This is a genomic window from Serratia bockelmannii, from assembly GCF_051803255.1.
In the GTDB taxonomy this organism is placed as follows: Bacteria; Pseudomonadota; Gammaproteobacteria; order Enterobacterales; family Enterobacteriaceae; genus Serratia; species Serratia bockelmannii.
In genome coordinates this window covers 1,621,892-1,637,997 of record NZ_CP196512.1, presented here as the reverse complement: position 1 = coordinate 1,637,997, position 16,106 = coordinate 1,621,892, and the positions used below count along the sequence as shown (strand labels likewise).

The window sequence follows — 16,106 nt, the reverse complement described above, 5'->3', positions numbered from 1 at the left end:
TCATCATAGTGAATATATTGCTAACGACTGCGGGCAAAATACTGCGCCACGCGCAGCACATCCTTCTCGTCCAACGTCCCTGAGTCGCTCAGCAAGGTAATCCAGGACTTGATGTAGGCGTACTTGGCGGAGGCCAGATCGCGCTGAGCGCTATAGAGCTGCTGTTCGGCGTTGAGCACGTCAACGTTGACACGTTGCCCGGCCAGCACGCTTTGCCGGGTCGCCGTCACCTGTGTGGTGGCAGACTGTACCGCCAGCTCATAGGCCGCCACCTTGGCGCGGCTGCTGATGCACAGATTGTACTGCTTGCGCAGATCGTTGAGCGTGGTGCCCGTCTGCGCATCCATTTCATACATCGCCTGGCCATAGCGCGCCGCCGCCTGCCGGGTCGACGCCGAAACGCCGCCGCCGGAATAAATAGGCATACTGACCTGCAGGCCGATACTGTCGGTACGGTATTTCTGGTTAACCGTGTTATCGCTGCTGGAATCGTTTTCCGAATGCGAAGCATACAGCTGAACCTGCGGCATAAAGCCCGCCCGATTCCTTTCGACGTCATACTTAGCGGCATCCACGCCATGACGCGAGGCGGCTAGCACCGGGTTGTTCTCCAGCGCGATCTTTTGCCACTCTTCAAATTTGGACGGGATCAGCGGCGCCACCTTAAACTTGCCCGGCCGCAAAACCTGCAATTCATCCAGTTGGTTCAGCGGTATGCCGATAATCACTTCCAATTCGCGCTGCGCGGCGTCCAGCGCATCGCGCGCTTCGATTACCTGCGCTTCGGCCAGGCTGTAGCGCGCCTGGGTTTCTGATACGTCGGTAATGGTGCCTTCACCGGCGCTCATCAGGCGATCGTTCAAGGTCAACTGTTCCTTGTAAGCCGCCTTTTGCGCTTCGGCCAACGCGATTTGATCCTTGGAATAGGCCACTTCGACATAGGCGTTAATCACCCTAACAGCAAGATCCAGCAACTTACTGCGATAGCGCTCGTCCGACATCATCGTCTGCGCTACGCCGGCTTTGTAACGCGCGTACGCTTCATAATCGAACAGCGGCTGCGTCAGCGTGATCGAACTGGAATAACTGCGATATTGTTGCCGCCGGGTGACCTCCGAAACATTGCCAAAAAAGTCGCTCTGCGGATATTTTTGCGTCTGCCAATTGCGCGGCGAATTCTGATAGTTCAACGACACTTTCGGCAGCAGCCCCGCCCTGCCGATGTTTTCGTTCTCATCTCCCGCTTCTTTCTCTTTTATAGCCGCCCGGAAGGTCGGGTCCTTTTCTAATGCCAGCGAATATGCGTCTAAAATCCCTATCGAATAAACCGGCGCAGATATCGCAAACAAAAGGGTGCCGATAACCAGACCGGCAGCCTGTCGTTTTGATTGAATCAAAATTATTCCTCGGTTAATGAAGTATGAGCGCGATCCAAAATAGGTTTAAACAGATAACTCAGCAGTGAGCGCGCCCCCGTTTTCACGAACACCTCTACCGGCATCCCCGGCTTGATGTCCTCGCCACTGAGCATCTTCATGCCCTCCGGTGAGACCGTAACCTGCATCTGGTAGTAAGGCTCACCGTTGGCTTTGTCGACCAGACGGTCGGCGGAAACCAACGTGACCGTTCCCGGAATTTTCGGGGTTTTGTTTTGGTTGAAGGCGGTAAACATCAGATCCACCGGCAACCCGTTGTACACCTTATCGATCAGGTCGACTTTCAGGCGAGAATCCACCACCAGCGTCGCCTGGCTGGGTACAACGTCCATCAGGTGGTCACCCGCTCCCACGACGCCCCCCTGAGTGAAGATATTCAATCCGACCACGGTGCCGTCCACCGGTGAGGTGATGGCGGTGTTGCCCAGATCGAAATCGGCCATTTGCAGCTTATTGCGAAACTCACTGGCGTCCATTTGGGTTTGTGCCAGTTGCGTTCTGACCTCGCGTTGATAGTCGGCGAAACGTTGATCGATACGCTGCTGAGATTCTTGCAGCTGCTTTTGCAATTGGCCAATCCGCCCGACAGTTTCATCGATGCTGCTATTCACTTCGGCGAACTGACGCTGAACTTCCAGATAGCGATTGCGTGGCAGGTAGCCGTCCGCAGCCAGCTGCTTCATGCTGTTCATCTGTTCACGCAGGCTGGAAAGTTGGATCTGCTTGTTGACGCGTGAATCCTGTAGGCCTTTCAATTGGAAACGAATCCCGTCCATCGACTGCTTATAACCGTCAATTTCACTTTGCAGCCCCTGGCGGCGGGAAGCGAACAGCTGCGTTTGCAACGCGATAATTTCAGCCACACGCGGCTGATCCTTGATCTGGGTAAAAATGGGAGAAAAAGTGACGCTACTCAGACCATCGCGTTCGGCGAGTAAACGCCCTTCGGTGGCCAGCGTGGTGTAGTACTGGTCGCGCAGGGAATCGACCTGCGCCTGTGCCTGCACCTGGCTCAACTGCACCAGGACTTCACCGGCTTTCACCTTGTCGCCCTCTTTCACCGCGATATTTTTGATGATGCCGCTGGCCGGAGCCTGCACCGTTTTGCGGTTGCCGGAAACGGTTACCGATCCCGGTGATGCCACCCCTTTATCCAGGGGCGCAAACGCTGCCCAAGCCAAAAATCCGAACAGACCAATTCCCACGACCAGCCAGCCCATCCGGGTAAACCGCCGTTCATCCTGTGGGATCTCTTCAATATACGAGTCTTGCGGCTCGCCAATGTGCGTCGACATACCAACTCCTTTAAACTGCGGACGGCAATAAAGCCATCAGGCAATTCACGGCTTAATTAATTTGCGTTTTTGGGATATTGCCTTCATCTGGCTCAGAATTTACCGCCCTCACCGCTTGCTGAGGCTGTTGCGTCTGCGCTTTTTGCGCATTGGCTAACGCCTGAAGCACTTGTTGAGTCGGGCCGAACGCGTTGACGTTGCCATTCACCAAGAGCAACAGCTTGCTGGTCATCGACAGCAAATTGGTGCGATGGGTAATCAGAACCACCGTTTTATTACGTTGCTTGAGGAACATAATGGCCTGGTTCAACGCTTTCTCGCCCGCATCATCCAGATTGGAGTTAGGCTCATCCAAAACCACCAGCGAAGGGTCGCCGTACAGTGCGCGCGCCAGGCCGATACGCTGTTTCTGCCCACCGGACAGCCCAGCGCCACCGTTGCCGAGCACCGAATCGTAGCCGTTCGGGAAACGCAGGATCAGTTCGTGCACACCGGCCAACTTAGCGGCTTCAATGACCTTCTCTGAGTCGATCTCGTTAAAGCGAGCGATATTCTCGGCGATAGTCCCGGCAAACAGCTCAATGTCCTGCGGCAGATAGCCGATATACGGCCCCAACTCATCCTTGTTCCACTGATAGATGTCAGCATTATCCAACCGAACAATCCCTTCACTGACCGGCCAAATGCCGACCAGCAAACGAGCCAGCGTCGATTTCCCCGACGCGCTCGGGCCAATGATCCCCAGCACGTCACCAGGCTGAATGGCAAAACTCACGTTATGCAATACCGCATCGCCTTTGGATCCCGGCGGCGTGGCGGTGACGCCTTCTACGGCAAGCACCCCTTCCGGACGCGGCAAGGACATACCGGTACCACGTTGCGGGTGCGTTTCCAGCAGCTTGACCAACCGGCCATAAGAAAGCTTCGCCGCGCTGTAGCTCTTCCAGACGTTAATAACCTGCTCAATCGGCGCCAGCGTTCGCCCCATCAGAATGGAGCCGGCAATCATCATACCGGGCGTGATGTGCCCATCGATAGCCAGCCACCCCCCCAGCCCCAACACCAGTGATTGCAGCGACATGCGCACAAACTTGGTGATCGACGTGACCCGCGATGCGCGTTCGCTGGCGATGCGTTGACTGTTCAAGAATCGCTGGTGCAGACCGAACCACCGGCGTTTCAGGTTAGGCAACATCCCTAAAGCCTCGATCACTTCGGCATTTCGCAGATTGGTGCTGGCCAACGTACCGGACATAATCGACAGCTTGCTGGCTTCCGCCAGCGGCTTTTTCGACACCATTTCGTTGATCACCGCCAATGCGATCAACAACAGTGCACCGACCAGGGCGAACAGCCCCAACCAAGGGTTAAAGAGAAATATCACCAACAGATAGATCGGAAACCACGGTGCATCAAAGAAGGCGAACAGCGCGCTGCCGGTGAGGAATTGGCGCAGATTGGTCAAGTCGCTCAGCATCTGGCCGGCGTCAGAAGAACCGTTTTTCAGATTCGCCTCGTAGGCCGCAGTGTAGACTCGCGTGTTGAGACGCATATCCAGCTGACTGCCGATACGGATCACCACCATGCTGCGCACGTATTCCAACAGCGACATCATGCCGAACATGCCCAGCATGATCAGCGTCAGCATCAACAGCGTGATTTCATTACGCGAAGGAAGCACCCGGTCGTAAACCTGGAGCATATAGATAGAAGGAACTAGCATTAATAAATTAATAAATGCGGTAAATATGCCAACGGTCCAAAAAACCTTACTGCGAGTCCGTATAACATCCGCAATTTCATTGCGCGGTATAAATTGATTCACTTTCTGCCCTTACATCATGTGCACTGTCAGTCAAAATCCGCATTGGACTCTTATAAGGAAAATCCTAAAAAGGGAAAAATAAAATAAATCCTAAAGAACCCCCACCCCAGACATGCTCGAGACTGCAGATACTTTTTCTAACTATAGGTAGAGAAAGCGGATATCAGCAAGGCCGTAAGCAAAAAAAATCGCCTCACGAACTACAGAAAAAAACAAATGAAAACAGTGAGGTAAATAGTAGACAGGGCAACGCGAGTTTAGTACGAAAGGGAATAAATTAGAGATAATGACGTAGTTCACAATTTTCAAAGAATACGGGGTGTTTACACACCCCGTATTATTGATTGACTAACAGTTTCAATGGGCATTATAACCCACTGGAATTCATACTTACGCGTAGTGCAGAGTATCCACCAATTGCTGGTGGTTTTGCCCTGTCAGGTATACCACGGTATCGTTGAGGTCCAGCGTGTGGTTATCGTTGTTGTCGATAATTACATACGAGCTTGCAGTGTTACCGCCACCGCTGAATACAACGGATGCCACACCCACTTTCGCCGTCAGCGAGTTGCTGCTATCCAGACCCAAGATACCACCCAACAGGCCGATAACGCCGTTGGTCAAACCGCCCACCAGTGTCCCCAACAACGCATCCAACGTGTCGGCAGAGCGCGTACCGTAGTTCGCTACCGCAGTGCCGCTGGCGTCATCGGAAATAGTCAGGCCACCATGGTTCACGTCGACAATCGAGTCCTTGAGGCTATTAAAGTCCTTGATGGTCACACCCGCCTGCGTGTTACTCGCCTTGATGTCATAGGTGTTGGCACCTGCGCCACCGGTCAGCGTGGTGTTGCCAATCACGCCCAGGGTATCGGCAGCACTGGAGCCTTCTACGGTCATCTGGTAACCGTTCAGGCCCAACGCCGTCAATACCGGTGCCAACAGGTTGGTGGTAATGACGCTCAGCGGCAGAATGTTCAGCAATTGAACGATGATACCGTCACCGGTACCGCCATGGCTGGAGTCGAGATTCAGCCCCCCGGTGTTGGTGGACGCATTGATATCACGCACGTTGCTGAAACCGCTGCCCAGCGTCAGATCCAGCGCGTGATCACCGGTCACGTTGATGGTCTGAACCTGCGCATTGGTGCCGGCCAGTGACAGAATGTTGTCAAAGCTGCCGGTACCGCCTGAGGCCACGTTCACCGTGGTCAGAGCGGTGCCCAACAAGGCGCTGCTGCTGCTGTTAAGGGTAATGGCGCCGGCATTCACATTGGAAGAACTCACCGCATCAAAGTTGATATTGAAATGATCGGTGGCGTTCTGCACGAAGGTGAAGTTCAGCGTACTGGCGGAAGTCGCGTCCCCTTTCACTTCCAACTGCGCGGCGTTGCCGCCGGCGGCGTTAATGACGTTGACGTTAGCCAGACCGGAGATCACGAAACCTTGTGAGCCCAGGTTGGTGGCCGCCGCGTTCTGCGTAACCGTGCCGCCCGTGGTGCCTTCCACCGTAGATGTGCCGTTGGTCAGGCCAAAGTCAAAGGTGTGGGTCGGCGTTGTGACGCTGGTGGTGGTCGGTGAACCGATTAGCGGAGTCGTAATCAGCGTACCGACGGACTTGCCGATATAGCCGGTCAGGTCAATTTTCTCAAAGTTCGAGAAGTTGTTGGCGTTGCTGGTCACGGTACTGGTGCGAACGCCCAGGGCGTTTTGGTTGGTTACTACAGTTTTGGTGATGAAGTTGGCGGAGATGGAGTCCGTACCCGCACCACCATCAGCCTTAACCGTGTTCGCGACAGTGTTCGCCCCACCGGAAACCCCGTTGCCCACCCAGTGCAGGCTGTCGTTGCCGGCGCCGAGGTTGAACTGTGCGGTACCGGTAGCAATGTTTGCCGCCGATGTGACAACTACGTCATCCGCACCCGAACTGGCGTTCAGGATGACGTTGCCGTTATTCACGGTGATATCTACACCTGGATTAACACCATTGTCAGACAAGTTGACCGTTGCTGCGCTGGTGCCGTTGATGGTCAGATTCGCCAGATGGTCGGCGAACTTCAGGTTCACGATGCTAGCGGCATTGGCGTTCAGTTGAACATTCGTCAGTACCGCTGTTTCGGCGTTGCTGATTTGATGCGATGTGCCGGTGTTGACGGTGCCGGTTGCGTTACCGCCGGCGGCTGTTGCCGTCAGAGACGCAGCGGTTTTGTACAGTAGGCTGGTACCGATGTCGTATTCAAAGCCATGCTGCTGGGTTACAGTCGTGGCGTCAGTGGCCGTTGAGTTGCGCAGGTCGTTGATAATGGCCTGAGTAATCAGTGCCTTATCCGTCCCAAGCGAGCTATACGCCAAAAGCTGTGCGGCTGTCGCAGCGACACCGTGTACCCCAGTGTAGACATGTTGAATGAAATCCGTGCCGGTCAATTGAGCCCCTTTCTTCTGGAACTCAACCGAGGTCAGCAATTTTGTAGTCAATGAAGTAAAGGTGTTTCCATGTTTGCCCAGATAATTACTCCAGTCATCCAAGCCTTGTGCATCAACGTCACGCTGGGGCACAGCCAAGTAGATTGAGGCAACCTGCTCACGAGCAGCCAACCCGGCCAATTGACCAGCACTATCGGGCTGTGTCTCATTCAAGAAGAATTGCTGCGCCCCAGTATCACCGGAGCCCACTGAGCCACGCAATCCAGTAATGATAGTGACCAACACATCACCTTTAGTCCCTCCCCCGCTGAGAATTGCACTCAGAGTGGAGAACTCACTGTTGCTTGGAGCGCGTTCGTAGGCTTCATTAAACACCTTATTGATGAAATCTGTGTTTGATAACGAATTGAGCGCTGCTCGATCGGTAACAAATTTATTGGCTACTTGTGAGAAGGATTGCGTGGAAGTATTTATCTGTGTAGCCAGTGTAATAACAGTACTGGTGACAGGATCGATGCCAGCCAGATAATAGAGTGCCAATGCATCCGACACACCAGGACCAGAACCAGCGGCACTGGTGCCCGGGAATAGCACGTTATTGAGTTGCACATCGAAGTTACTCTGAGACGCAAGCGTGCCGCTATCAAAACCACTGTAATTCAGCAAAGAATTAACGGCGTCTGATATTGCATCGTTCAAGGTGCTCCCCGCGAGAATCGCCTGCAGCTGCGCTGTTGTCGGTGAGCTGCCATAGGCCGCTGTGTAGATACTCTGTAAAATTTCAACGTCTGTTTTTGATGCATAGAGTGCCTGTCCAGCACTGGAGGATAACAGACTGGAGATGTATGCCTGGGCGGTAGTTTGCCCTTTCTCTATTTGATTACCAACAGTGTCAAACACGCTTGGCGATGCATTTTGTCCAAGCACAGCTAAAAGAAGCGCTGCCGCCTCTTTCTGGTACACTAGAGAAGCCATAATCGTATCCTTAAAAAATAAAATGGTTTTAGCTAGGCAAAATCAAAACCTGATTTAAAACCTAGCGTTAGCGATAAATTGTTACCGCATAATTGAATAGCGTGCGAAAACCCCCTTACTTCGCATATAAAGAAAAGTTCAAAAACACGAAGCTGTCAAGGGAATAGGAATTTTATTACAAACCAGGTAAACAATAATAAAAACAAGAAGTTAAATAAATAACAAAAACTATAAATAAAATCAGTTAACATTAGGGCGCGAACAATTATCATCTCAACATAAAAGTTTTATTAATGCAAAACCACGCGTAGAATATAGAGCATATCCAAATATCAACAGAGCATCAGCCCCCCTCTACTCTTAAGATAGCAGTACAAACTTCGTAACCAATTGAAAATACAAAGAGCTACAATCCATCAGAAGGGATGGACCGCCTCCCCCCAAGAAACCTTACCAAGTGGAGAAAGGTTTATTTTTATAAATTAAACAACTCTAAAAGTTACAGATAAAGAGATAGCGAATAAAAACTTAAAGAGGAAAAATGAATAAAATTCATCATATCGAATAGCAGGAGAATCAAGAAATGATATGGGGAATAAAATAAGGTAGGAAAACAAACATCGGAGAAAGGATATGGGAAATAAGATAGGGAATAAACATCATAGAAAGGAGGTCGCAACGTTATATATTCAAACGTCGCGCCAAATGAACTCAAGTAAAACCACAACATGATTAGAGCCAGCCTTAACGGAGAAAATTTTAAAGCTGGCCTTCTTCAGGCATAAATAAAATGAAAAAGAAATTAATTAGTAAGCACCATCACGCTTCAAAACCACGCCTATAGTCTTAAAGAGAATAGCAATATCATTCCATAATGCCCAATTTTTCACATACCAAGCATCGAAATAAACTCTCGTATCATAATCAATATCATTACGTCCGCTAACCTGCCAAAGCCCTGTCATACCAGGTTTTGCCATTAAGTAGTAATCTACGTCACCAGCGTAACGTTCAAGCTCTGCTTCAATAACCGGTCGTGGGCCAACTAAGCTCATTTCTCCCTTTAACACATTCCACAACTGCGGTAACTCATCCAGACTTGTCTTTCTAATAAAATGGCCTATTTTTGTAATTCTAGGATCATTTTTTAGTTTGAAATCTTTTTCCCATTCAGCGCGAGCATCTACATCATTTTCTAAGAGATTTTTCAAAACCTCCTGAGAATTCACGACCATGGATTTAAACTTCAAGCATTTAAATTTAACACCATTCTGTCCAATACGCTCATGCCCATAAATAGCCTTACCACCATCTCGAGATACTTTATAAGCAAGAAAAACTAAAACTGGTGATAATGCAAGAATAATAGAAAATGAACCCACTATATCAAATAGGCGCTTAACGATTCTTGATGAACGTTTGGCAAGGTTATTATTAACACGCAAAATCATAACTTCATGGCTAAAAATAAATGACATGTCAGTCCCATATAATGGCACACCTCTCAAAGTAGGGATAACCGATACAGAACGGCAATTGTGTTTAACAAGATTCTTCAACCACCAATCGCGAAGCGTATTCTGTTCATATTCAAGTGCGACAATGAATTGCGTATTTTCAACATCAGCAATCTCCCACAACCGCTCTTCCGTTTCAATTACAGGGACATTTGCCGAAATATTATTGCGCGGAACATCAGTACAATAAAAAGCAGTTACATCAAAACCAAGTACCTCTTCACTTTGCAATGCAGCATAAGCCTCCATCGCATTCCTTCCAGAACCTATAATAATAGTATTCTTTTTCCATAAGTTGAGTTTATTCAACACGTGCTTAGTTATGATTCGACCTAACGGCACAAGAAAAATAATCAGTAACCAAGTAGACATCCAAATGTAACGCGAGAAATTCCACTTAGAAAAAGCAACCAATGAAAGATCCAAAACTGCAAAGATGAGCAACGTACGAACAGTTTCTTTCAATTCAAACCAAAAAGGCTTTCTGTAGGTATAGTGCCGTAACCTAGTGAGAAACCAAAAAATACAAATCAGAGAGAGAATAAAATGCACCAGGACTCTAACGCCATACCCATCAGATAAAAGATAAATACCCGGATCATCTAAAAACCTATCGATAAGAAAATAAGATATATATATCGATATATTAAAAAATACCAGATCAGATAAAATCAATGCAAACTTAGAAATAAAACCTTTGACATTCCCATGGCTATTTGACATTGGGTTTTCCATCCATAACTAATTTGAACAACAATCTTATTCACTATTAATAAGAATACTTAACTAAAAACCATTAATAAAAAATCGTTTTATTTTCATTGAATAACAGCCATTTTTCTCTGACATATTCACTAAACTCTTTATCAAACCTCTCAGAAGAAAACTTCAGCGCATTATTATAACAATCGGAAGGTAGAATTTTATCTTGAATTTTTTCAAAGCGATGAACACTCTCTATTAATGATTTAACATCTTGTCGCTCAAAGAATAGCCCTGTTGCCTTTCCGGTACCATGAGGTCTAACGGTTTCCAGAGCGCCTCCCCTTCCAAATGCGATAACAGGGGTTCCGCAACCTTGAGCCTCAACAGGAACAATACCAAAGTCCTCTTCTGCTGCAAATATAAATGCTTTGGCATGTGACATATAGTCGATAAGAACCGACTTATCTTTGTAGCCCAATATATGGACATTAGAAGACGCCTTCATCTTAATTTTTTTGATTTCAGGACCATCACCAATGACAACTAGTTTCTTAGTTGGCATTAACGAGAAAGCATCTACAATTAAATCTATCCGTTTATAAGGGACAAGTCGAGAGGCCGTCATGTAATAATCATCTTTTGACTCTCTAAAAACAAATTGAGAGATATCAACAGGCGGGTAAATTACGTCAGCATTTCGACCATATACTTTCTTTATCCTTCTTGCGATGAAATGTGAATTGGCAATAAAATGATCTACGCTATTAGAAGTTCTGCAATCCCAGAGTCTCATTTTATGCAAAAACCATTTAATCAACACTCCCCTCAACCCGGAATCATAGCCGGACTCTTTTAGATATTGATGTTGCAAGTCCCATGCATAGCGCATTGGTGAATGAACATAGCTAATATGCAATTGATCAGGACCAGATAAAACACCTTTAGAAACAGCATGACTGCTCGATATGATAATATCATGTTCCTTCATATTTAGCTGTTCAATTGCATAAGGCATTAATGGAAGATATGATTGATAGAGCTTCTTTGCAAAAGGCAACTGCTGTATAAATGTGGTTTTCGCAGATCTATCAAATAATTCAGCACGATCTCGTTCATTTAAAAAATCAACTACAGCGTAAAGAGTTGATTCAGGGAAAACATTAAGAATTTGTTTAATAACACTCTCTGAACCAGCATATGTAACTAACCAATCTGCTACAACACCAATATTAACATTGCTATATGACATTGTTGACCTCTAGGGATATTTTCATTTCTAAAAACACCCCATATAAGTCTATAGGGAAGAAAAGCGTGAAATTAATCAAATTATGCTATCCAAAAGAGAGTTTAACTTTTCTGCAGATTTACTCCAAGAAAATCTTCTTGCGTTCTCTCGCCCACTCGCAACTAGCTCTTCCCTTAAATTTTTATCCAACATTAGCAGTTCCATAGCAGAATATAGCTCGGCGTTACTCTCTGGCGAGAAAAAAAAGGCACTGTCTTGTAACACCTCAGGCATAGAGGCTGCATTCGAAGAAATTACTGGACAGCCGCAGGCCTGAGCCTCAATAGGTGGAATGCCGAATCCTTCATAGAGAGATGGAAACACAAACGCCACTGCATTTCGATACAATTCTGATAAAGAATTATCATCGACTCTTCCTAAAAATTTCACACGACTTGCATTTAGCTCGTCAAATTTATCACTGTCAAACGAAAGGTTAGCATGGTTTCTATCACCAACAACTCTCAACTCAACATCGTACTTTTTCGAGAAGGCTAAAAAAACATCAATTAGAAAACGTAAGTTTTTGTGATAAAGAGGCGACGATAAAGCCAGAAAGTACTTCACTTCTGTTTTAGAAACGGTTTCGCTATTGTAAATAAAACTTCTCGACACAGCATTATAAACAACATCCACATCGTCGGCATTACATGAGAAATTATGAATCAATTCATTCTTAGAGAAGTTGCTCACTGTCACAACTTTCTTGCATGAACGAATCAAAAAAGGAGTCACAAAATTATAAATACTTCGGAATTGCCATTTATAACTCTTTGGAAACCGCTTATAAGTAATATCATGGAGTGTAATAACTTTATTTTTGTAAAAAACCGGCGCTAGATTACAAAGATTCACAAGTAAAGGACTTCCCAGCGTCTCCAGGTACCGCGGTAGATCATACTGTTCCCACAGATAACCAGTATTACGACCTACAATTCTAATAGTTGCAGACTCAGCGAACTCCTGAAAAACAATGTTCTTAGGAACAAGAAAAATAATATCATCTCTGAGCAACATCAACGCTAAAGAGATCTCTTTGGCGTAACGCTGAACCCCTGTGAGTTCCTGAGTGAGAAATCTTGCATTAATGTAAATCAATTATAGCGCTCCAATCCAGCTGTGGAGACTCGTAATTGATCCAATGAACTCATAGACCAAAAGCGCCCCATCACATAGTCTAATTCATCACCGAAGCCTGTACCAAATCCTGCAGCAGGCGTAAATGTCATTTCACCAAAGTACAAACTTCCTGAATGAATATACCAATCAACCCTGACATAATCAAATTTAGCGGCCAACTTTAAGCTTTTACTCAATGCACAAGCAAGTAGCTTGCTACAAACAGCTATTCCACCCGCCCCATCTTCTTTACAAAACACAGTTTCCAAACTATTTACATAAAATGATCTACGAATCTTACCGGAGAATCTATCATCGATTACCTGTAACACGTAATTTACCCGACCATTAGTATCATTGAATATATGGAACTTGTAATCAACAGGAGCCTGTACTCCGTCACCCAATAGCTTTTCAATCAGTATTTTAGGGGGTATTTTACTGTAGTGTCTCTCTCTCTGGACTTGTGAGAAATCTATAGAAAGCCACTTATTTACCTCATTACAGATTTTATTAATAAAAAAATCATCTGCTATTTCAGGCACGATCACATAAAGCCCAGCACAGTGATTTGGTTTTATAATTACATCGCATCCGAATTTTAAATCAGAAGGTTTCACAGGATGTTCTGAATGAAAAATAAGAGGCACAAGAAACTCCGCCCCTATTGTATCACTGATATACTGTCTGACCTTATATTTATCAGCCAATATAGTAAAAGCGCTCAATTCAAACTGCCTATTTTTTCTATACAGCACTTTCTCATTGAAGCCTATCGGGTTTCTCAATCTAGGGAAACGTCTAAAATAATAAAGAAAAACCAAACAATCTTGAACCCACCAAGGAGCGAAACGGATTATTCTTTTTATCAGTCGGAATAAATATTTCTTTGCGAAAAAAAACCAACTATTCATGAAAATTCTCGGTAATGGGTTGCCGCTTTCCGGACTCATCTTTAAAGTGAATAAGCAAAACAGCCAAAATCAAAAGCTTGAAAAAGGAAAGCGAAGGCATTGGATATGGCTGAATAACGATGCTAGTACTAGCCGCCAACCATAGAATATTAAAGAAAATCGCTGTTGAAAAAATTGTTATATTTTTCATAACATTCTGATGAATAATGAGATGAATGAATACGAGAGCCATAACCAACATAAAAGAAAGACCAATAGCTCCACTATTCTTAATCTGAGTTAACATCGGCATCTGAATACTTTTTTTATAGACAACTTCCCCTTCAGGATACTGATCGATCTTTTTTGTCTCTCCTTTATCAGCAACCCCTGTCGGTGAAATATATTTCCCACCATAACCTATGCCAATAAGGTTTGCCGGGAAGTAATGTCCTGTATACTCCCAATAATCATTTAATTGACTAGAGCGAGTTCCCATCGACTTGCTGACTAGCAAAGGTGCTGTTGCTGGCAATGTTAATGCTATAACAAGTGCACTCAGCGCTATTTTTAATTTATACTTTCCGCCTGAAAACGCAGAAATTAAAATGTCATAGAATAAAAAAATAGCAGCAATGGCAAAAATAAATTTATATATATTTAAAAACATGAAGAGACCGATAATCAGTACTCCCCAGTGAATAAATTTTACTGGTTTGCTAAAGGAAAAAGTCATTGCGACAAAAATCAACACGTACATTGTAAAGTAATTATATATTTTGTCTTGATCTATAATAGTAACTTTTATCCCATATCGTTCCCATAAGAAATCATAGTAGATACCGCATGAAATTAAACCTGAAATAAAATTAATTATATCAATTACAATGAATAACTTTAAAATATCATAAAAATTATAGTTTTTTAACTCAGGATATATTTTAAAGAACAAAATTAAAATCGTCAGGAAATAAATGACACCTCGGATGTAGACAGCATGATCTTTGAAACTAGCCACTCCACCTTGTGTTAAGTGCACATAATAACCAAAAGAAGAAATAACAGCAATGAAAACTGCTTGAAGAACAATCAATGCCAGTATTTTAATTATGAATGGGTTAACATTAAAGTAATCTGCCTTTAAGATTACGACTCGAGACAGCACAAAAAATAAGAACACAATAGAAACTATGTCTAAAGGTGATAATATTGAGTAAAGTTTATAATGATAGATAAAGTTACGCGCAATTGGAATATTAAAATCATGTATTGGCATAACCATTATGTTATATGATGAAAATGAACAAATTATATAACATAGCAGAAAGAAAAAAAGATATCGGCTAAAACCACGACCTTTAGAAAACGAATACAAATAGAAGAGTGCGAAAAAAAACCCAACTAAAAAAACGAAAGAATCGATTGAGATCAACTCACCAGGCACTTCTTTAAGCTCAAGTTCTGCTGCAGACTCTTTCATATATTTTCTTATACTCGTTAGTTGTTTTTTCAATACTAAATACAATCACATCGCGCGTATCAGGGAAAGCAACATTCGGAATTAAAATCTCTCGCTCAACATCCTTTAATACCAATGGCTTTACATTGGGCAATAGAGACATCAATTCAACAATTCCGCCAATAGGATTCGTAAATACAGGTTTATTGGCTAAAGCGCTCTCAACAATAGTCCGTCCGAATGGTTCTCTCCACTTTGTAGGCAAAATAACCACATCAATTTTTGAAAGAAATTCTTGGATATCCTTATACTCACTGATTCTAACATTCGCTGCATCTGCCAAGACTTCGAAAGCATTACTATTTTTAGAGTTATTTGCTCTCCCAGCGGCTAATGCTTCTATGCTAATATTTTTATTTCGCAAGAAAATAATGGCTGAACAGAAGTCATCAAAACCTTTCTCTTCACTAAGCCGACCTATATAGCCTATCTTAACAGTATCATCTCTTTCTCTTTGTGCCTGGTTAATAGACACAGCATTGTAAATAGTTATACCATCTCTGGAGGAAAAAAAACCATTTACAGTATGGAAGTTTTTTATATAATCACTTATCCCAACAAAAAGACTAACCTTTCGTGACTTTAACTTTTTTAGAAAAGAAAAGATCAGTACGCTAACGCTACGCTCATTAGTATTTCTTCCCTTTTTATACAGCGTTGAGCTTGGATGGAAAAGATAGTAGTCTCTGGCGGTATGAATTATCTTTACACCGCACTTATGTGCTGCATCCCATACAGCAACAGAAAATCCACACAAATTGTTGGTGTGAACAATGTCAGGTGAAAACAACAAGATCTCTGATGAAATTAATTCTTTCATCATGGGATTATAATTATCTATAAAATGCCAGACTAGTCTTTCTACATATCTTCTGGGTAAATTATCGAATGGCCAGTAGACGTTTCTTAACGGCAAATAAACAACCTCAACTCCATTTATAACTGCGCACTCGCGAGTTGACCTCTTATGCAACGAGATAACACGCACATCGTCTCCATTTTTAACCAACTCTTCACTTAGAAGCTGTACTGAGCGTTCAGCACCGCCGACAAAATTGGGGGCATAAAGGGTATTAATAATGAGAACTCGCATTACACCACCTTTTAAAA

10 protein-coding genes are annotated in these 16,106 nt (G+C 44.7%); all 10 read right to left on the bottom strand.

What is annotated here, in order from left to right; translation table 11 throughout:
- Positions 1-20: 20 nt before the first annotated feature.
- The 10 genes from ACSJLU_RS07870 to ACSJLU_RS07825 all read right to left on the bottom strand — a co-directional run bounded on the left by ACSJLU_RS07870 (position 21) and on the right by ACSJLU_RS07825 (position 16,089).
- A complete protein-coding gene (locus ACSJLU_RS07870; RefSeq protein WP_380825939.1) occupies positions 21-1,397 on the bottom strand; it encodes a TolC family outer membrane protein in 1,377 nt (458 codons plus the stop codon).
- A 2-nt stretch (positions 1,398-1,399) separates the two neighbouring features.
- A complete protein-coding gene (locus ACSJLU_RS07865) occupies positions 1,400-2,731 on the bottom strand; it encodes an HlyD family type I secretion periplasmic adaptor subunit (RefSeq protein ID WP_380825938.1) in 1,332 nt (443 codons plus the stop codon).
- Positions 2,732-2,783: 52 nt separating this feature from the next.
- Entirely contained in the window at positions 2,784-4,556 is a 1,773-nt protein-coding gene (locus ACSJLU_RS07860) for a type I secretion system permease/ATPase (RefSeq protein ID WP_025302175.1), read from the bottom strand.
- A 390-nt stretch (positions 4,557-4,946) separates the two neighbouring features.
- Positions 4,947-7,955, bottom strand: a complete 3,009-nt coding sequence (locus ACSJLU_RS07855) for a beta strand repeat-containing protein (protein ID WP_197835330.1) — start codon at positions 7,953-7,955, stop codon at positions 4,947-4,949.
- Positions 7,956-8,761: 806 nt separating this feature from the next.
- Entirely contained in the window at positions 8,762-10,195 is a 1,434-nt protein-coding gene (wbaP, locus tag ACSJLU_RS07850; protein WP_439041074.1) for an undecaprenyl-phosphate galactose phosphotransferase WbaP, read from the bottom strand.
- 73 nt (positions 10,196-10,268) lie between these two features.
- A complete protein-coding gene (locus ACSJLU_RS07845; protein ID WP_141997647.1) occupies positions 10,269-11,426 on the bottom strand; it encodes a glycosyltransferase family 4 protein in 1,158 nt (385 codons plus the stop codon).
- 75 nt (positions 11,427-11,501) lie between these two features.
- Positions 11,502-12,563: a glycosyltransferase family 4 protein gene (locus ACSJLU_RS07840; protein WP_141997645.1), complete on the bottom strand. Its 1,062-nt coding sequence runs from the start codon at positions 12,561-12,563 to the stop codon at positions 11,502-11,504.
- On the bottom strand, positions 12,560-13,498 hold the full coding sequence (locus tag ACSJLU_RS07835; protein WP_197832367.1) for an ATP-grasp fold amidoligase family protein: 939 nt from the start codon (positions 13,496-13,498) through the stop codon (positions 12,560-12,562). The genes ACSJLU_RS07840 and ACSJLU_RS07835 overlap by 4 nt, the downstream gene beginning before the upstream one ends.
- A complete protein-coding gene (locus ACSJLU_RS07830) occupies positions 13,491-14,957 on the bottom strand; it encodes a hypothetical protein (RefSeq protein ID WP_380825928.1) in 1,467 nt (488 codons plus the stop codon). The genes ACSJLU_RS07835 and ACSJLU_RS07830 overlap by 8 nt, the downstream gene beginning before the upstream one ends.
- Positions 14,932-16,089, bottom strand: a complete 1,158-nt coding sequence (locus ACSJLU_RS07825) for a glycosyltransferase family 4 protein (RefSeq protein ID WP_439041073.1) — start codon at positions 16,087-16,089, stop codon at positions 14,932-14,934. Before ACSJLU_RS07825 ends, ACSJLU_RS07830 begins: the two co-directional genes overlap by 26 nt.
- Positions 16,090-16,106 lie beyond the last annotated feature (17 nt).